The sequence below is a fragment of the Paenibacillus sp. S28 genome (assembly GCF_016624415.1).
GTDB classification, from domain to species: Bacteria; Bacillota; Bacilli; order Paenibacillales; family Paenibacillaceae; genus Paenibacillus_AQ; species Paenibacillus_AQ favisporus.
Map to the genome: position 1 here is coordinate 28,498 of NZ_JACVTM010000023.1, position 17,396 is coordinate 45,893.

The window sequence follows — 17,396 nt, forward strand, 5'->3', positions numbered from 1 at the left end:
TAAATTGCAGATCAGAAATAGCAGATAGAAAAAGGCGCTTCCCTTGTGGAGGCGTCTTTTTTCGTTGAGTCCCCCATATTTTTCATTTGCCGTATTTACAACGTAACAATGTTATGTTACATTATTTCTGCGAGGAGGATGTGCAATGAACGAAGAAGAGATTTCTAAAAAGGAACTGCTGGAGCTGACCGGAATTTCCTATGGACAGCTGTACCGCTGGAAGCGGAAAAACCTCATTCCCGAGGAATGGTTTATCCGCAAGTCTTCCTTCACGGGACAGGAGACCTTTTTTCCGAAGCAAAAAATACTGCAGCGCATAGACCGCATTCTCAATATGAAGGACGGTTTGTCCCTCGACGAACTGGCCGATGTGTTTTCGCCGAGCTCCGGCGAAGTATCGATCACCCCGGGCGAGCTTTTACAACGTAACATTGTTACAAATATGACGCTGGATCTGTTCGAACAGGAGCTGGGGAAGCAGGACGTGCTGACGTTCGCCGACATTCTCTCGGTCTATGTACTGGAGAAGCTGCTGAGGAGCGGAGAAATAACCCGGGATGAAGGCAAGATGCTGTTATCCCTCATGCGGGATCATTACGCTAAAGTGGCAAGCAGACCGTGCGAGCTGGCGCTCGTCCGCAAAATGGGCGTGCCGCTGCTGCTGCTCATCGAGACTACCGAGCATGTATATGTGGACCGGGATGCCAAGTGGGTGTTCCGCCTGCCTTTAAGGGGCTGTATCGAGGAATTGAAATTAAAAATCAACCAATCGGAGGTTTGAGGCGATGGAGCGGGAACAAAGACATGACATGTCGATGTCGGGCATCGGGACAGTGGCGTCCGGTGTGTATAAAAGGGTTAGGATTGACGGGATCAGCAAGGTGAAGGGAGATATCGACTGCATTACGCTGGATTCCAACGGCACCCTGAACATTTCGGGTTCGGTGCTTGGGGAAACGGTCAAGATCAACGGGACGATGTCGATCGGCGGCAATTTATCGGCCGAACGTTTGATTCTGGACGGCATGGGATCGGTCAAAGAGATGACCCGCTGCAGCGAATCGGCTGCGATCAACGGCCAGGTCACCCTGGAAAAGGGACTCAACAGTGAGAAAGTGGAAGTGTCGGGCAGCCTGAAGTCGAGAGGGGACGTGCAGTGCGAGATGCTTTCGGTTCACGGCGGCTTTAACGTGGATGGGCTGGTGAACGCCGGCGAGATCGACTTAAAGATGAGCCTGGCCAGCAAAGCCAAGGAAATTGGCGGGGATCATATTACCGTGCGTCGGTTGAAGAAAGCGCCTATTTTGCTGCAGTTGGCCCCGGTCTTCAACAACCGCCTGAAGGCCGATCTCATTGAAGGGGACTTCGTGGACCTGGAATATACCGAAGCGGATGTCGTCCGCGGCAGCGAAGTGAGAATCGGCCCCGGCTGCAAAATCGGCAGAGTCGAATACAAGGTCGACTTCAAGCGGGACGGAGACGCTCAGGTCGGATCGGCGAAGCAGATCTGAAGCAGCGTTGAAGCAGATCTGAATCTGCGCTGAAACCAGCTGTTAGGCAGCAATAGAGCAAAGTCCCAACAGGGGTGCATTAGATAACATTCAGGGAATGCCCGGACGACCGGGTATTCATAAGGGAGGAAAAGGTCATGACAGCAAATGGAAACCGCCAAGGGCTTGGCGATATCAAAATAACGGGCAGCGGGAGCTCGGGAGGCGGAACCTTTAACCAGGTCAAAATTATGGGTGACGCGGAAATCAGCAGTACGGCGGATTGCGGGCTGTTTAAATGCCTGGGTACGGCTCAGGTGAACGGCTCCCTGATCGCGGAAACCGCATCCGTCAACGGAACGCTGAACGTCCGGGAGAACCTTCAGGGCGGACTGCTGAAGTCTCAGGGCGAGGTAAGCGTTTCCGGGGATCTGCAGTTGAAAAGCATCAGCATTAACGGCGAGCTGGCCGTCGGCGGCAATGTGTCTTCGGATTTCGTCAAGATCAACGGCGGCCTTCGGGCGGCGTCCGGCCAGACAGAGGAGCTGCTCGTGCGGGGCGTGGTGGAAGTCCCGGGCATGCTGAACGGCGAGCTCGTCGAGATTAAAATGTATGGACCGAGCCGGATCGGAGAGCTCGTAGGTGCCAAGATCACCGTCAAGAAAGGGCTGGAGATTCCGCTGTTCGGGAAGATGACTTCCCATTACGACGGCGGGGATCTGAGCGCGGAGAGCATTGAAGGCGACGTCGTTTATCTGGAGAACACCAAGGCTGCCGTCGTCCGGGGCAGAAGGGTGAACATCGGCATCGGATGCGAGATCGGACTGGTGGAGTATACGGACGAATTCAAGCAGGACACGGCGGCAAGTGTAGGCCGGTTTGTCCGGCTGGGATAGGATATTTTACAAATAACATAAAGGGGTAGTGCGTGATATGGCAGAGAAAAAGAACAGGCTGGGTCTGATCGTCGCCGGACTGCTGCTCGGCGTGCTGATCGCCGCGATGGACAACACGATTGTCTCCACCGCAATGGGGACGATCGTCGGCGAGCTGGGCGGTCTGGATCAATTCGTCTGGGTCACCTCCGCGTATATGGTGGCAGAGATGGCCGGCATGCCGATCTTCGGCAAATTGTCCGATATGTATGGAAGGAAAAGATTTTTCGTATTCGGGATCATCATGTTCCTGCTGGGTTCGGCCTTGTGCGGGACGGCGCACAGCATTACTGAGCTGAGCATTTACCGGGCAATTCAGGGAATCGGCGGCGGGGCGCTGGTGCCGATTGCATTTACGATCGTGTTTGATATTTTCCCGGTGGAGTCCAGAGGCAAGATGGCGGGCATGTTTGGCGCCGTATTCGGGGTGTCGAGTTTGTTCGGGCCGCTTCTCGGGGCGTATATCACCGATTATCTGGAGTGGCGCTGGATTTTCTATATTAACCTGCCTTTAGGTATTGCAGCCTTTCTGCTGGTGGTGCTGTTCTATCATGAGTCTCATGAGCATTCCAAGCAAAAGATCGACATTTGGGGAGCCGCTACGCTGGTGGGCTCCGTGGTCAGCCTGATGTTCGCGCTGGAGCTGGGCGGCAGCAAATATGCCTGGGATTCACCGGTCATTATCGGACTGTTCGCCGCATTTGCCGTGCTGATGATCGTTTTCCTGGCCGTGGAGGCCAAGGTGGCCGAACCGATCGTGTCCTACGACATGTTCCGCAAGAGACTGTTCGCCTTCAGCAGCGCAGCGGCCTTGTTCTATGGGGCGGCTTTCATTACCGCAGCCGTGTACATTCCGATTTTCGTGCAAGGGGTAATGGGTGGAAATGCAACTAACTCTGGATTGATACTACTTCCGATGACACTGAGTTCCGTAGTTGCCTCGCAAATAGGGGGCATGCTGTCCACCAAAATGTCGTTCCGCAGCGTCATGATCCTGTCGGCGGTCATTTTCGGCGGCGGCATGCTGCTGCTCGGCACGATTACGCCGGAGACGACGCGGACGATGCTGTCCATCTATATGCTGGTCGCCGGCTTCGGGATGGGATTTTCATTCTCCGTGCTCGGGATGTCGGCCATCCAGGGTGTGGACGCCAGACAGCGGGGCTCGGCCAACTCGACGATTTCCTTCCTGCGCTCACTGGGAATGACGGTGGGGATTACGATCTTCGGCATCATCCAGCGAAATGACTTCCATGACCGGCTGAGCAGCACCTTGGGCGGAACTTCCGGCCAGAATATGCCGGCCACGATGGATCCGCAGCAGATGCTTTCTCCGGAGCGCAGAGCGCTTATTCCGGCACCGGTCATGGAGAAGATCAGCAGCGCGCTGTCCGTCTCCGTGGACCATGCGTTTCTGTGGGCCGTGATACCGGCGGCGCTGGCGCTCGTTTCGGTCTCCCTGATGGGCGGATCACGGCTGCAAATGTCCCAGATGGGACCGGGAGCGCGTAAGGATGGGGCGCATCATTAATGAAAACGTGATTTGGAGACTTTCTTTCTTGGACGTGAAGAAGCTGGGGCGAGCCCTGGTTTCTTCTTTTATTTTGGCAGATGCTTGCAATGCACGGTGTATGTATCTACGTATTTCTAGTCCTTAACGGAGTGATCAGATAAACAAGGGACTCATTTGTAGAAGCAGCAGTAACGATCAAGGGTTTTAAAGGACTTGCATATTGAATGCTGATCCATTCGCTGTCAATTACACGTATGATGTCCTGCATATACTTCCCGTTGAAAGCAATACGAAATGGCTCCCCTTGAAAGTCCTGCACAGGAGTAGTCTCATGAACATCGCCAACTTCTGGCGTATTGGAGCTTAATTCCAAGGAATGGGGTGTTCCATTCAGCAGAACCGTTTGCCCGCCCGCAACCAAATTAACCCGCTCGATCGCGCTGAGGAGGGCTGCCGAGGAAACCCGAAGTTCTGTTACATATGCGGCGTTGGTCATCGTTTCCATTGGCGGGAAGGATCCGGTCATTAGGGGAATGTAAGCCGCGAGATCTTGATTCTGTATAACCATCCGGTGATTGCTGAAGGAGATCCGCAGCTTCTCTCCGGACAGCAGCTTGGAGACATGCTTTAAATATGCGGAAGGTATGATGACCTCAACTTCATTGCTCAGATTGCGTTCAAGATGGATTGTGCATGAAGCCAGGCGCACACCGTCTGTAGCCATCAGCTTCATTGAGCCATTTGTAATGTGAAACAGGGCGCCGGTTAATACTGGCCTGGCTTCATTGGATCTGGCGGATGCAAAAACGACCTGCTGAACCATTTTTTTAAATTGAGAGCTCGATAGCTCCACATCCAACAGGTGGTTTCCGAGGTCTGGAACGGAACAGCTATCCTCTGGATCCATTCCGTAGAGTCGGAATAAAGTACTGCCCGAGCTAATCTTTAATAGGAAAGGCGGCTGTGTTTCCAGGGTCACGACTCCGGCAGGCAGCTTGCGAATCATGTCCGCAAATAGACGCGAAGGCACGGCAATGGACTCCGTTTGACAGTGTCCCTCATCGAGTGGAAGCTTTGCTTGAATGACCATTCCCGAGCTTGTTCCTGATGCAAGAGTCAGTCCATTCAGACTCGTATGTAAATGAATCATAGAGTTCTGCGGTTGTGCCGAGGATGCCGAAACTGCGACGGCAACCTGTTGAACGGTTTGAGCCAGAAGATCACCTGGGATACGGACGAACACGGGCGTCACCTTTTTCTTTTAATTTTGGTCGGAAAAATAATGTTCGATCATTCCACGCAGAACTTCGGACCGAGTAAACTGATGGTCGTCACAATAGGCATCAAGGCGGCTCCATGTTGCCTCGGATAAAGTTAACGATACTTTGCGGGTCGTCCCGATCCCTTTTCTGCCTGCTCCTCGGCGTGCTCCGCCACGGGTAAACATGAAGCTCAACTGCCCTTCCTCATCGGGGATGCCGATTTTTACTTTGTTGCGCGGCTCCATGATCATGCCTCCTGTTTGAATAAGGTAACCTATTTCAAATATTTTCTAATATTAATCTATCACAGTTCGAAAGTGTTGGGCAAGAAGCACTCCTTTTAGCGCCAAGCGAATCAACCCACCCAAAACGGGGTATAAAAGGGTAAAAGAAGCGAAAAGGAGTGAGTGTCATGAAAATCATTATTACGCAGGCGGAAGCGGTCGAGAAGGGCATCTGGGGCGAAGTCATGAAGATGTTCGGCGTCGAGGCCGAAGAGGAAGTGTGGCCAAGCGAGGAATACATTATGACGGAGGAGCAGGCGCGCCGGATCGGGATTATTCAGTAGAGCTCACATATGATTATAAAAAGGGTGTCTCCAGCGGTTTCGTTAAACCGGCGGAGGCACCCTTTTGCTTCGTTTGGATTATAGCTGACAATCCATTGCTGCCCTTCAACTGCCCTCAGAAGTTCGGCCCGCTTACGCCGTCCTCCACGATTTGCTCTTCGGACCCCGGTGCAGGGCTGCCCTCTCCCGAATCTTCCGTATGGACCGCGATCAGCCGGTTTTGCGGACGGTACGTATCACGGGAAATACGTTTGCGCGATACCTCCTTGCCGTCTACTTTCTTGATTTGATAAGTCTCGACGACGTAGCCGGGTTTGCCGCTCTGCAGGATCTCCTGGCCGCCGACCGGAAGGGTCGGATTCTGCACGAACTTCTCGGTGACCGGGAGAGTTTCGACCGTGCGGGACATGAGGTCATAGGTGACATTTTTCGGGAAGGTGCCAAAAAATTTGACGATCAGATTCCGATCCTTGACTTCGGCCTGAATCAGCAGCGACTTCCCGGTATTGTTCCGGAAGCGGAAGTTGATCGAGCCTTCGGCAAACGTAGCGTCCTGCCCTTTCGGCAGGTAACTGACCGGCAGGGAATGGTTGCGCCGCTCGACGATTTCAAGCCCGGTCCGGACCGCCGCATTGTACACGGTGCTGGACACCTGGCAGATGCCTCCGCCTACACCGGGCACCAGCTTCCCGTTCAGGATGACCGGCGCCTCCTGGAACCCGTATTTTTCCTCCGCCTTGGCAATGACCTTGCTGTAGTCAAACACGTCACCCGGCTTCAGCACCATGCCGTTCACCGCTTTGGCTGCGGAATCGACATTGTATACCCTTCCCGGCCCGCTCGAACCGAGCCCGGTGGAGAACTCGATGATTTTTCGCTCGATTCCTTCTTCCTTGAGGCTGCCGATCGTGACGTTCGGCACCATCCGGTACAGGGGGAGGTCCAGGCTGAGCTTGGGCTTTTCACCGCCGGCAATCAGGGCGAAGTCCTTCGGAATCAGCGCTGTCATCTGCTCCTTGAGCGTGTTCCAGTCAATCCGCGAGACCGAAACCTCCGGCGTGTACACGACCTCGTCTTTCCCTGAGATCCGCCGTGTGGCTTCCACCGGAAGGCCGAAGTGCTCCTGCTCCCACTCCGGTGTAAATTTCTCCTTTAGCGCGGAAATGTCCCAGTGGGGCACGATGTTCCAGTCCGTCTGAAAATGCCAGCGGTATTTCAGCTGGTCCAGCCAGCTCCCTTCATGCAGCTTCGCAACCGCCTCTTTAAAGGCGTCCGCTTCAAACGAAACGCCGGCTTCCTTCAGCGTCAGTTGGGCATCGGGAATGCCTTTGGCGGCCACGGACAGCGTCAAGGGAATGCTCTCCACCTGTCTGAGACGGGCGTCCAGCAGCTTAAGCGCCTCATCTGAATCTTTTCCTCCGAGCGGGTAGCCGGCAACCTGGATCTTATCCGGAAGGGTGTTTTGTCCGATATAAAGATGTACCCACCCGGCGGTGACGGAACCGATCAGCAGGATGCTGGCGATAATGATCAGGCTCAAATGAATTTTTTTCATAGGGTTCCCACCTCTTTCGCTTCCTCTTCATCGTGATTGATGCTGTCTTTCCATATATATGTAGGCAAAGTGGAAAAATTTCGGGTACTCAAAAGGTAACAATTTTGTTACAATGAAACACATCGTGATGATTCCTACGCTTTTTTAAAGGAATTAGCTGGAATGTGTCGAATTTATAATGGCTGATTATGTAATTAGGAAGTGATGAACGAAGTGATTGAAATGCAGGACGTATGGAAGACCTACCAGAATGGAACTCATGCATTGCAAGGCGTATCGGTCAAGATCGACCGCAACGAATTCGTATACGTCGTCGGACCGTCCGGCGCAGGCAAATCGACATTCATGAAGCTTATTTATAGAGAAGAAGTGCCGACCAAAGGACAAATCTCTGTGAACGGTTTTAATATCGGCAAGCTGAAGCAGCGGAAAATTCCGTATGTGCGCCGGAATATCGGCGTCATTTTTCAGGATTTCCGCCTTCTTCCGACGCTTTCGGCATATGAAAACGTGGCTTTTGCCATGGAAGTCATCGAAGCTCCGAAGCGGCAGATGAAAAAGCGCGTGATGGAGGTGCTGGATCTGGTTGGACTGAAGTCCAAAGCCACCCGCCTTCCGGCGCAGCTGTCCGGGGGAGAGCAGCAGCGGATCGCGATCGCCAGAGCCATTGTGAACAACCCGGCGGTCATTATTGCGGACGAGCCTACCGGCAACCTGGACCCCGAAACGTCATGGGGCATCATGCAGCTGCTTGATGAGATCAATTTCCGCGGAACGACCATCGTCATGGCCACCCACAACAAGGAGATCGTGAACACGATGCGCAAGCGCGTCATCGCGATCGAGCACGGCAACATTGTACGCGACCAGCAGAGAGGGGAATACGGGTATGACTTTTAACACCTTTCTGCGGCATTTGCGGGTCGGGTTTAACAGCATCTTCCGCAACGGGTGGATGACCGTAGCCTCTGTTACCTCCATCGTGGTATCCCTGTTCGTGCTCGGGGTATTTATCATCCTGGTGCTCAATGTCAACGCTTTGGCCGACAAGGCCGATAAACAAGTGCAGATCCGCGCTTATCTCAACCTGAACGTCGACCAGAAGCTGCGCGAGAAGGTGCAGAACGAAATCTCCGCGATGCCGGAGGTCAGCAAAGTGCAGTTTATTTCCAAAGAGCAAGGCCTCGCCGATTTCCGCAACAGTATGGGAGACGAGGGGAAGGAGCTGCTGGAAGGCTTCAGCAAGGATAACAACCCGCTGCCGGACACGATTATGGTCGAGGTGATCGAGCCGACGACGGTTCCGTTCGTCGCCCAGAAGATCGAGGCGCTGAACACGAGCCATACGGAGCAGCCGATCATGAAAGTGAAGTACGGCAAAGGCACAATCGAAACGCTGTTTAAAGTGACGCGCCTGGTACGCAACATCGGGTTTATTTTCGTGGCCGGCCTCGCCGTCATGTCGATGTTCCTGATCTCCAACACCATTCGCGTCACGATTCTCGCCCGCCGCCGGGAAATCAGCATTATGAAGCTGGTCGGGGCGACGAATTATTTTATCCGCTGGCCGTTCTTCGTGGAGGGCACCCTGATCGGACTGATCGGGTCCGTCATCACGGTGGCGCTGCTGTTCGTCGGTTATGACCGGCTGGCCGCCTCCATCGGCTCGGATTTTACGCTCCAGATGTCCCTTCTCCCGCTGAGCCAGCTGTGGCAGTGGGGAGGATTACTGATTGTCCTCGGCGTGCTGATCGGCATGTGGGGAACGACCCTATCTATTCGCAAATTTTTGAAGGTATAAGAACAAGAACGATAAGCAGCTGACGGAGAGTCTTGGTTATACAGGAGAAACTTTTGGAAAAGGACGGGGAACGCAAGTTGAAAAAGATCGCCACATGTTTGGCCGTAGTTATGATCGCAGCGGCTGTATTTCAGCCTTCGGAAGGTCTGGCAAAGAAAAAGACGGTCGATGAGATCGACCATGAACTGAGAGTGCTGCAGCAGCAGGCGAAGACCGCCAAGCAGCAGAAGAGCAAGGCGGAAGCCCAGAAACAGGAAGCGCAGCATTACAAAAATAAAACGACGCAAAACCTGCAGTACGTTATGAACCAGATTAGTACGGTGAGCAACACGATGACCAAATTGACGGTTCAAATTGACGACACGCAGGACAAGCTCCATCAGACCGCAGCCGAGCTGGATGCTGCCGAGGAGCGGATCCAGTCGCGGGAGAAAATGCTGGAGTCCCGGGTACGTCTTATGTATACCGACGGCAACGTATCCTATTTGGAGGTGCTGCTCTCATCGACCAGCTTCTCCGATTTCCTGGAGCGGGCAGACGCTCTTAAGGAATTCGTAGACCAGGACAAGGACTTGCTGGAGCAGCACAAGAAGGATAAGGCGCTGGTGCTGGCTAAGAAAAAGGAACTGGAGTCGGATTACGCCAAAGCCAAGGATTTGTATGCCCAGATGGAAGACCAGAAGGCCATTCTGGCTGAAAACGAGCGGCAGAAGCAGATTCTGATCGCACAGTACGACCAGAAGATTGAAGAATCCGACGACACCAGTGAAGAGCAGGATCAGCTGCTCGTCACGCTCGTCAGCAAGCGTGCTTCCCTGGAGCAGGAGAAGAACAAGCTGAAGGCCGAAGAAGCGGCGAGAAGGGCGGCGGCAGCCAAGGCGGCTGCTGCGAAGAGAGCGGCTGCAGCAGCTGCGGCAGCGGCTAAGAAGAGGAGCGCGACAACGACGGTTGAAAGCTCGGGCGGCTTCTCGGGCAGCGGCGGACCGCTGTATATGCCGGTTAGCGGAGCCCGCATTTCTTCGTCTTTCGGCCGAAGAGTCCATCCGGTTACGGGGGAAGTCGGCAAGATGCATAAAGGGGTGGACCTTGCCGTTCCGCAGGGAACGCCGATCCACGCCGCTGAAACAGGAACCGTCACGCTGGCCGAATGGTGGAGCGGTTACGGGTACTGTGTCATCATCGATCATGGGGACGGAATGTGGACCCTCTATGGACATATACGTGAAGGCGGTATTAAAGTAAAGGTAGGCGAGCATGTCAGCCGCGGTCAGGTGATTGCAGAATCCGGCGCAACGGGACAAGTCACGGGGCCTCACCTTCATTTTGAAGTCCGTCAGAATGGAACGCCTGTGGACCCGATGCCGTATCTGTAGACCGTATAAATATTCCGTACAAGCCGAACATATACTAGGATGGTTAAGTCTGGTCATAAGAGGTTCGGCCGGAAAATAAAAGGCGGTGAAACTTACTTTGAAGAAACGTACGGTCGCATTGTTGGTCGTCGTAGGTATGCTGTTGGGAAGCGTACTGACCCTCGTGTTAACAAGCGCAAGCTTTGCGAATCAGGCCTCGACGGGCCAGGGCGTGCTAGCGAGCGTGGTCAGCGGCGGCTTGAAGCAGGATGAAGCGAAGAAAATCGGTACGGCTCTGGATCTCATCCAAGGCAATTATTACGAGGATGTGGACCGGAGCAAACTGGTGGACGGTGCCATCAACGGCATGATGGAATCGCTGGAAGATCCGTACTCGACTTATATGGGTAAGCAAACGGCACAGGAATTTGAGGAGAGCATCGAGGGCTCGTTCAGTGGCATCGGTGCCGAAGTGTCCTCGGAAGACGGCAATGTCGTCATCGTGTCTCCGATCAAGGGATCGCCTGCGGAAAAGGCAGGACTCCGCGCCAAGGACATCATCCTGACGGTGAACGGAGAATCGCTGAGCGGGCTTGAGCTGAACGATGCGGTTTCGAAAATCCGCGGTCCGAAAGGCAGCGAGGCGAAGCTGACGGTCCGCCGCAGCGGCGTATCGACGCCGCTTCAGTACACCATCGTGCGCGACGATGTCGATCTGGAGACCGTCAATGCCCACATGGAACCGGGTAAGGTAGGCGTGATTGAAATTACCCAGTTCTCCCTGAACACGGGTGATCGCTTCAAGGAAGAGTTGGCGAAGCTCGAGAGCGAAGGCATGAAGGGCCTCGTCATCGATGTCCGGAACAATCCCGGCGGCGTGCTGTCCGTCGTGATCGATATCGCCGAGCAATTCGTGCCGAAAGGCAAGCTGATCGTTCAGGTTGAAGACAAGAACAAGAAGCGCGAAAAGAGCGAGTCCAAGGGAACGGGCAAAGACTATCCGGTCGCCCTCCTGATGAACAAGGGAAGCGCCAGCGCATCCGAAATTCTGGCAGGTGCCTTGCAGCAATCGGCTGGAGCGAAGCTGATCGGTGAAAACTCCTTTGGTAAAGGAACCGTACAGACGAGCTTCGACAAGCAAATGGGTGACGGCAGCCTGCTCAAGATTACGATCGCGAAATGGCTGACGCCAAACGGCAGCTGGATCCACAAGAAGGGGATCAAGCCTGACATTGCGGTGGATCAGCCGGATTACTTCTCGGTGGCTCCGATCAACAAGGACAAATCGCTGGAATACAACATGAATAGCACTGACGTGAAGAGTGCGCAGATCATGCTGGACGGCCTTGGCTTCAAGCCTGGACGCAAAGACGGATTCTTCGATGAGAAAACCGCGGCGGCCGTCAAGTCGTTTCAAAGCAGCGCGAAGCTGAGCGCGAACGGAGTTATTGACGCGAAGACGGCGGAAGCACTCGAGAACGCGCTGATCGAGCACATCCGCGATCCGAAATACGATAATCAATTGAACCGCGGGATCGACGAGGTGCGGAAGGAAATTGCCGCTGCCGCGTCGAATCGTTAAGAAGGCTGATCTTTAGCCTTCTTTTTTTCTTGCGTCTGATGTCTGTCCTGGATATGCGTAAATGTCATGGTAAAGGAGCGTGGTGACGGATTGGATGTCGCATTGGAACTGCTGTGGAAGTTAGGGGATGCTTTGTTACAGCTGCTGACGCAGCCGTTTTATTATATTTCGATCATTTTGATGGCACTTGTGTACCGTAGGCAGGTGCTGCTGGAGAGAAAGCTGTTCTCCGTCCGGCTGCACAGCTGGGGGCTTCAGACATGGCGGACCTTCTGGGGCGGACTACTGGCCGGGATTGGTGTCTCGGTGGCCGCGGCGTTTTTGGGAATTTCGCTGACTACGGAAGCGGTGATCTGCATTTGGGTGGTAGCCATCGTGCTGCTGCTGTTCCGGGTAAGGTATTTATGCTTTGCTTACGCCATCGGGATCTTGGGCGTGATTCAGTTTGTTTTGGGGCTGTTTTCCTGGAGTCCGGACGGGCTTCTGAAAACGGTGAAGGATACGGTAGCGGGTCTGGATATTCCTGCCCTGCTTGCCCTGGTCGCGGTGCTGCACTTGGCTGAGGCTCTGCTTATCCGCCTGCAGGGAGCGTCCTTTGCTAATCCGCTCTTTATTGAAGGGAAGCGAGGCAAGCTCGTTGGAGGCTATCAGATGCAGGTATTCTGGCCGATTCCTCTGTTTCTGCTGATTCCGGGAGCTTCGGATACCGTTCTGCCTTGGACGCCTTTATTTGGCGGAGACGGATGGAGCGGCGGCTTCAGCATGATGGCGCTGCCGGTGGTGATCGGCTTCAGCGAAATGACGCAGAGCCTGCTTCCGCAGGTGAAGGCCGATCGGACGTTCAAACGCCTCCTTATCTATGGCGTCGTACTGCTGGCTTTTAGCATTCTGTCGGCTTGGTGGAGCCCGCTCGCCCTTGTGGCGGCCTTGATCGCCTTTGTGCTTCATGAAGGGCTGGCGTGGTACAGCCGGTATGAGGAGCAGCACCGGAGCCCGGTGTTTGTCCATCCTGCGCAGGGGCTGAAGGTGCTGGCCGTCATTCCGGGAAGCCCTGCCGAAGAGCTGGGCATTGCTGCTGGCGAATCGATTATGAAGGTCAACGGCGTGACGATCCGGTCCAAGGAGCAGCTGCATCTGGCGATCCGCAAAAACCCGGCCTTCTGCAAGCTGGAAGTGCAAAACCTGCAGGGTGAAGTCAAGTTCCTGCAGCGGGCGATCTACGACGGGGATCATCACCAGCTGGGCGTTATCCTGGCTCCGGACCCGGATGCCGGTGTGGCGCTGGTGCTGAAGCCGGTCAATCTGTTTCAGCTGATCGGCATGAAAATTCATGCCCGCAGCAAGTCGTCCACCCCTGCATCGCATGATGCGCGGGAAGCCGACATGTAAGGCAAGAACGCAAAAAGATGCGTGGGAGCTCTGAAGCTTCCACGCTTTTTTTGTCTTTATGAAAGGACCAACGGGTGGTTTACTGGCGAAACAGGAGGTTACGGATTATTCCTGAAGCTGGCGGAGGACGATGATCTCTACCCGGCGGTTTTTCTGCCTTCCGGCTTCGGTGCCATTATCCCCGACAGGACGCGTGTCGCCGTATCCGGCGTACTGGAACTCGTCCGGGTTCAGATGCTTTTGATCGAGGAAAAACCGCAGGACCGACAGCGCCCGCGCTCCGGAAAGCTCCCAATTGTCCTTGTAATTCGAAGCATGCACGATCGGCAGATTGTCCGTGTGACCCTCGATGCTGATCACCGTGCTCAGGTTCTTGAACAGGCTGGCGAGCTTGTCCAGCACCGGTGCCGAGCCGGGCTTTAGGTCCGCTTTACCGACATCAAACATAAATTGGTCGCTCAGCGTAATGGAGATGCCTTGAGGCTCGTCCGCTACAAATATCTGGTCCTCCAGCCGGTTATCTTTCACATACTGCGAAATAACCTGCATCAGGTTCTGGAGCTCCTGCTCCTGCTTGCGGAAGGCAAGCTCACGTTCGGTCAGTTCCTGAGAACCGCTATTCTGCGGTTTTTTGGCCGTGTCGGGATTTCGATGCGTATTTTTGTCCGCTTGACCTGTGATGCCGGATCCCTTCTCGAGGATCGAGTCGCCGCTTTTGAACGTATGCTGCAGGGATTGTGTGATCGCTTCGTACTTCTCAACGTCCAGCCGGCTCATCGCGAACATCATGACGAAAAAGATCAGGAGCAGCGTGATCAGGTCCGCATAAGTGATCAGCCAACGGTCCCGGCCGCCGTCTCCTTCGCTTTTCCTCCGGCCCTGGCGTCTATTCCGCTGTCTCATCGATGAATTCCTCCTTCACGGCAGGGGCATGATAGCTGTCCACCGGTGTGAAGGAAACGAGCTTTTTGCGCACCATGTTGGGGTGCTCGCCGTTCTGAATCGCCAGAATGCCCTGCATCAAAAGTTCCAATTGCTGAATTTCATCGGCGCTGCGGGACTTAATTTTCGACGCAATGGGTAAAAAGATAATATTGGCGCTCGCCACGCCGTATAACGTAGCGGTAAAAGCAACCGCGATCGACGGCCCGAGATCGGTTGGTTCGGACAAGCTGCCGAGGACATGGATCAGCCCCATAACGGTGCCGATAATACCCATGGTCGGGGCGTAGCCGCCTGCGGACTCGAATATTTTGGCGTAGTTTTCATGCTTTTGCTCTACAGCGTCCATTTCGAGCTCCATAATCTGTTTGATCTGGGATTCTTCCGTTCCGTCGACGACCAGCTGAATGCCTTCGCGAAGGAACGAGTTGTGATGGTCCATCGCCATTCTTTCAAGGGAGAGCACCCCATTGCGTCTGGCCGCCGTGGCCATGCCAACCAAGTCTTCGATCAGCTGGTTCGTATCCTCGGCCGGTTTGCTGAAGGCAAAGCGCAGCGCTTTGGGAATCGTCTTGAGCCGGTGAAGCGGGTAACTGACAACGACAGCGGCAATAGTTCCCCCGAATACGATCAGGGCGGCCGCTGCCTGCATTAATCCATTAATCTGACCTCCTTCCCATAAAAAGCCACCTACCAGCGCGGCAAGTCCCGCCAGGATGCCCAGTATTGTTGTGATTTCCATGTTGTGCTATCACTCCTGTTCATGAGTTAGGGTTTGCATACGGCACTTGATCAGAGTATAATAGACGGGAACAAATATTCTTATTTCAACAATGATTTCCTATAGCTTATATCGGGAAATCTCGACATATAGTTTAGAATATCTATTTTAGATGATAAGGGTGATGTTGGGCAATGAGCGATATTGTCGTCAGTACCAAGACGTTTGAGCTTGAGTCGGAATACACACCGCAGGGCGACCAGCCGAAGGCCATTACCGAGCTGGTGGAAGGCCTGAAGCAGGGGAAGAAGCATCAGACGCTGCTCGGTGCGACCGGTACCGGCAAGACCTTTACCATTGCGCAGACCATCGCCAAGGTGCAGCGGCCGACGCTGGTCATCGCGCATAACAAGACGCTTGCAGCCCAGCTGGCGAGCGAATTTAAGGAGTTTTTCCCGAACAACTCCGTCGATTACTTTGTGAGTTACTATGATTACTATCAACCGGAAGCGTACATCCCTTCTTCGGATACGTATATTGAGAAAGATTCGAGCATCAACGAGGAGATCGATAAGCTGCGCCACTCCGCGACCAGCTCGCTGTTCGAGCGGCGGGACGTTATTATCGTGGCGAGCGTCTCGTGCATTTACGGCTTGGGTTCGCCGATGGAATACTCCAGCATGCTGCTGTCGCTGCGCGTAGGTATGGAGAAGCCGCGCAATCAGATTTTGTCGCGCCTGGTGGACATCCAATACCAGCGCAACGACATCAACTTCGTGCGCGGGACGTTCCGTGTTCGCGGCGACGTCATTGAGATTTTCCCGGCTTCCAAAGGGGAACAGGCGATCCGCGTGGAGCTGTTCGGGGACGAGATCGAACGGATTACGGAGATCGACGTCCTGACCGGTGAGCTGATCGGTGAACGCGATCATATCGCGATTTTCCCGGCGTCTCACTTCGTAACGAAGGAGGAGACGATGCGTGTGGCGCTGGTCAATATTGAGCGGGAGCTGGAAGAGCGGCTCGAGGAGCTTCGCTCCCAAGGCAAGCTGCTCGAGGCTCAGCGCCTGGAGCAGCGCACGCGCTACGACATCGAGATGATGAAGGAAGTCGGCTTCTGCTCGGGGATTGAGAACTATTCCGGACCGTTAACGTTCCGGGAACGGGGAGCAACCCCGTATACGCTGCTGGACTATTTTCCGGATGATATGCTGATCGTCGTCGACGAGTCCCATGTGACGCTGCCGCAGATCCGCGCGATGTACAACGGGGACCGGGCGCGCAAGACGGTGCTGGTGGAACACGGTTTCCGTCTGCCGTCGGCGCTGGACAACCGCCCGTTGACGTTCGAAGAGTTCGAGAGTAAAGTGAATCAAATTATCTATGTGTCAGCGACGCCGGGACCGTACGAGATCGAGCACTGCAATGAAATGGTTGAGCAGATCATCCGTCCGACAGGTTTGTTGGATCCGGTAATCGAAGTCCGCCCGACCGAAGGGCAGATTGACGATTTGATCGGAGAGATCCGGGAGCGGATCGACCGCGACGAGCGGGTGCTCGTGACGACGCTGACCAAGAAGATGGCCGAGGATTTGACCGACTACTTGAAAGAGATTGGGATCAAGGTCCGGTACCTACACTCCGATATCAAGACGCTGGAGCGGATGGCGATTTTGCGTGACCTGCGTCTGGGTACGTTCCATGTGCTGATCGGGATCAACCTGCTGAGAGAGGGACTTGACCTGCCTGAGGTATCCTTGGTTGCGATCCTGGATGCCGACAAGGAAGGCTTCCTCCGCTCGGAGCGGTCGCTTATTCAGACGATCGGCCGCGCGGCCCGGAACTCTGAGGGCTTTGTTCTGATGTATGGCGACAAAATTACAGAGTCGATGGACAAAGCGATCAAAGAAACCCAGCGCCGCCGCACCATGCAGATCGCCTATAACGAGCAGCACGGGATCACGCCTCAGACGATCCGCAAGAAGGTGCGGGACGTCATCGAGGCGACGAAGGTGGCCGAGTCGAAGGCGGAGTATCTGACCGGCACCGGAGGCAAGATGTCGAAGAAGGAGCGCCAGTCGGTGATTCAGCGTCTGGAAGCGGAAATGAAGGATGCCGCGAAGAACCTGCAGTTCGAGCGCGCAGCCGAGCTGCGTGACGCCCTGCTGGAACTGAAGGCGGAATAAACAAGAACATGGATAAGATAAGGGAACGGCCGCTTGTACTGGTCGTTCTCTTTGTGGATAAATCCCATAAATAGATCCTTTCAAAGGAGATGAGCGACCA

General features: G+C 54.5%; 16 protein-coding genes. 11 read left to right on the plus strand and 5 right to left on the minus strand.

All coding sequences use genetic code 11. From position 1 onward, the window contains the following. The first annotated feature begins 145 nt into the window (after window positions 1–145). The 4 genes from IAE55_RS30865 to IAE55_RS30880 all read left to right on the plus strand — a co-directional run bounded on the left by IAE55_RS30865 (window position 146) and on the right by IAE55_RS30880 (window position 3,956). Window positions 146–781 (plus strand): YhbD family protein, encoded by a 636-nt coding sequence (locus IAE55_RS30865; RefSeq protein WP_200634758.1) that lies wholly within the window; start codon window positions 146–148, stop codon window positions 779–781. Window positions 782–785: 4 nt separating this feature from the next. Next, window positions 786–1,511, plus strand: coding sequence for a polymer-forming cytoskeletal protein (locus IAE55_RS30870; RefSeq protein ID WP_200634759.1), 726 nt, complete (start codon window positions 786–788; stop codon window positions 1,509–1,511). Window positions 1,512–1,648: 137 nt separating this feature from the next. Beyond that, entirely contained in the window at window positions 1,649–2,386 is a 738-nt protein-coding gene (locus tag IAE55_RS30875) for a cytoplasmic protein (RefSeq protein ID WP_145028151.1), read from the plus strand. A gap of 37 nt (window positions 2,387–2,423) precedes the next feature. Beyond that, window positions 2,424–3,956 carry an MDR family MFS transporter gene (locus tag IAE55_RS30880; RefSeq protein WP_145162974.1) on the plus strand — a complete coding sequence of 511 codons (1,533 nt, stop codon included), beginning with the start codon at window positions 2,424–2,426 and terminating at the stop codon, window positions 3,954–3,956. Window positions 3,957–4,062: 106 nt separating this feature from the next. On the opposite strand, the gene dnaN is transcribed toward IAE55_RS30880, so the two are convergent. Continuing rightward, window positions 4,063–5,190 (minus strand): DNA polymerase III subunit beta, encoded by a 1,128-nt coding sequence (gene dnaN / locus IAE55_RS30885; protein WP_145162976.1) that lies wholly within the window; start codon window positions 5,188–5,190, stop codon window positions 4,063–4,065. 9 nt (window positions 5,191–5,199) lie between these two features. Continuing rightward, entirely contained in the window at window positions 5,200–5,445 is a 246-nt protein-coding gene (locus IAE55_RS30890) for a hypothetical protein (RefSeq protein WP_105444821.1), read from the minus strand. A gap of 167 nt (window positions 5,446–5,612) precedes the next feature. Between IAE55_RS30890 and IAE55_RS30895 the strand changes: the two genes are divergently transcribed. After that, the gene (locus IAE55_RS30895) at window positions 5,613–5,768 is read left to right on the plus strand and encodes a hypothetical protein (RefSeq protein ID WP_181153024.1); all 156 of its coding nucleotides are present in this window, start codon (window positions 5,613–5,615) and stop codon (window positions 5,766–5,768) included. 115 nt (window positions 5,769–5,883) lie between these two features. Here IAE55_RS30895 and IAE55_RS30900 read toward each other — a convergent pair whose 3' ends face one another. Continuing rightward, window positions 5,884–7,323: a VanW family protein gene (locus IAE55_RS30900; protein WP_145162980.1), complete on the minus strand. Its 1,440-nt coding sequence runs from the start codon at window positions 7,321–7,323 to the stop codon at window positions 5,884–5,886. Between the two features lie 213 nt (window positions 7,324–7,536). Here IAE55_RS30900 and ftsE point away from each other — a divergent pair, with 213 nt between their 5' ends. The 5 genes from ftsE (at window position 7,537) to IAE55_RS30925 (ending at window position 13,447) form a co-directional block, all read left to right on the plus strand. Beyond that, window positions 7,537–8,223, plus strand: coding sequence for a cell division ATP-binding protein FtsE (gene ftsE, locus IAE55_RS30905; RefSeq protein WP_089550485.1), 687 nt, complete (start codon window positions 7,537–7,539; stop codon window positions 8,221–8,223). Then, the gene (ftsX, locus tag IAE55_RS30910) at window positions 8,213–9,124 is read left to right on the plus strand and encodes a permease-like cell division protein FtsX (protein WP_145162982.1); all 912 of its coding nucleotides are present in this window, start codon (window positions 8,213–8,215) and stop codon (window positions 9,122–9,124) included. Before ftsE ends, ftsX begins: the two co-directional genes overlap by 11 nt. 77 nt (window positions 9,125–9,201) lie before the next feature. Next, window positions 9,202–10,497, plus strand: coding sequence for a murein hydrolase activator EnvC family protein (locus IAE55_RS30915; protein ID WP_145028273.1), 1,296 nt, complete (start codon window positions 9,202–9,204; stop codon window positions 10,495–10,497). Between the two features lie 136 nt (window positions 10,498–10,633). Then, the gene (locus IAE55_RS30920) at window positions 10,634–12,058 is read left to right on the plus strand and encodes a S41 family peptidase (RefSeq protein ID WP_145163043.1); all 1,425 of its coding nucleotides are present in this window, start codon (window positions 10,634–10,636) and stop codon (window positions 12,056–12,058) included. A gap of 90 nt (window positions 12,059–12,148) precedes the next feature. Further along, window positions 12,149–13,447: a PDZ domain-containing protein gene (locus IAE55_RS30925; protein ID WP_234489996.1), complete on the plus strand. Its 1,299-nt coding sequence runs from the start codon at window positions 12,149–12,151 to the stop codon at window positions 13,445–13,447. A 105-nt stretch (window positions 13,448–13,552) separates the two neighbouring features. On the opposite strand, the gene IAE55_RS30930 is transcribed toward IAE55_RS30925, so the two are convergent. Beyond that, entirely contained in the window at window positions 13,553–14,350 is a 798-nt protein-coding gene (locus IAE55_RS30930) for an OmpA/MotB family protein (RefSeq protein ID WP_116233521.1), read from the minus strand. Continuing rightward, entirely contained in the window at window positions 14,334–15,131 is a 798-nt protein-coding gene (locus IAE55_RS30935; RefSeq protein WP_076174523.1) for a flagellar motor protein, read from the minus strand. Before IAE55_RS30935 ends, IAE55_RS30930 begins: the two co-directional genes overlap by 17 nt. Window positions 15,132–15,304: 173 nt before the next feature. Between IAE55_RS30935 and uvrB the strand changes: the two genes are divergently transcribed. Next, on the plus strand, window positions 15,305–17,296 hold the full coding sequence (uvrB, locus tag IAE55_RS30940) for an excinuclease ABC subunit UvrB (RefSeq protein WP_105444817.1): 1,992 nt from the start codon (window positions 15,305–15,307) through the stop codon (window positions 17,294–17,296). Window positions 17,297–17,396: the final 100 nt, after the last annotated feature.

Bases quoted from the DNA above. Each gene is read 5' to 3' on its own strand.
- IAE55_RS30865 (WP_200634758.1), top strand. From the start codon at position 146: ATGAACGAAGAAGAGATTTCTAAAAAGGAACTGCTGGAGCTGACCGGA.
- IAE55_RS30870 (WP_200634759.1), top strand. From the start codon at position 786: ATGGAGCGGGAACAAAGACATGACATGTCGATGTCGGGCATCGGGACA.
- IAE55_RS30875 (WP_145028151.1), top strand. From the start codon at position 1,649: ATGACAGCAAATGGAAACCGCCAAGGGCTTGGCGATATCAAAATAACG.
- IAE55_RS30880 (WP_145162974.1), top strand. From the start codon at position 2,424: ATGGCAGAGAAAAAGAACAGGCTGGGTCTGATCGTCGCCGGACTGCTG.
- IAE55_RS30890 (WP_105444821.1), bottom strand. From the start codon at position 5,445: ATGGAGCCGCGCAACAAAGTAAAAATCGGCATCCCCGATGAGGAAGGG.
- IAE55_RS30895 (WP_181153024.1), top strand. From the start codon at position 5,613: ATGAAAATCATTATTACGCAGGCGGAAGCGGTCGAGAAGGGCATCTGG.
- IAE55_RS30900 (WP_145162980.1), bottom strand. From the start codon at position 7,323: ATGAAAAAAATTCATTTGAGCCTGATCATTATCGCCAGCATCCTGCTG.
- ftsX (WP_145162982.1), top strand. From the start codon at position 8,213: ATGACTTTTAACACCTTTCTGCGGCATTTGCGGGTCGGGTTTAACAGC.
- IAE55_RS30920 (WP_145163043.1), top strand. From the start codon at position 10,634: ATGCTGTTGGGAAGCGTACTGACCCTCGTGTTAACAAGCGCAAGCTTT.
- IAE55_RS30930 (WP_116233521.1), bottom strand. From the start codon at position 14,350: ATGAGACAGCGGAATAGACGCCAGGGCCGGAGGAAAAGCGAAGGAGAC.
- IAE55_RS30935 (WP_076174523.1), bottom strand. From the start codon at position 15,131: ATGGAAATCACAACAATACTGGGCATCCTGGCGGGACTTGCCGCGCTG.
- uvrB (WP_105444817.1), top strand. From the start codon at position 15,305: ATGAGCGATATTGTCGTCAGTACCAAGACGTTTGAGCTTGAGTCGGAA.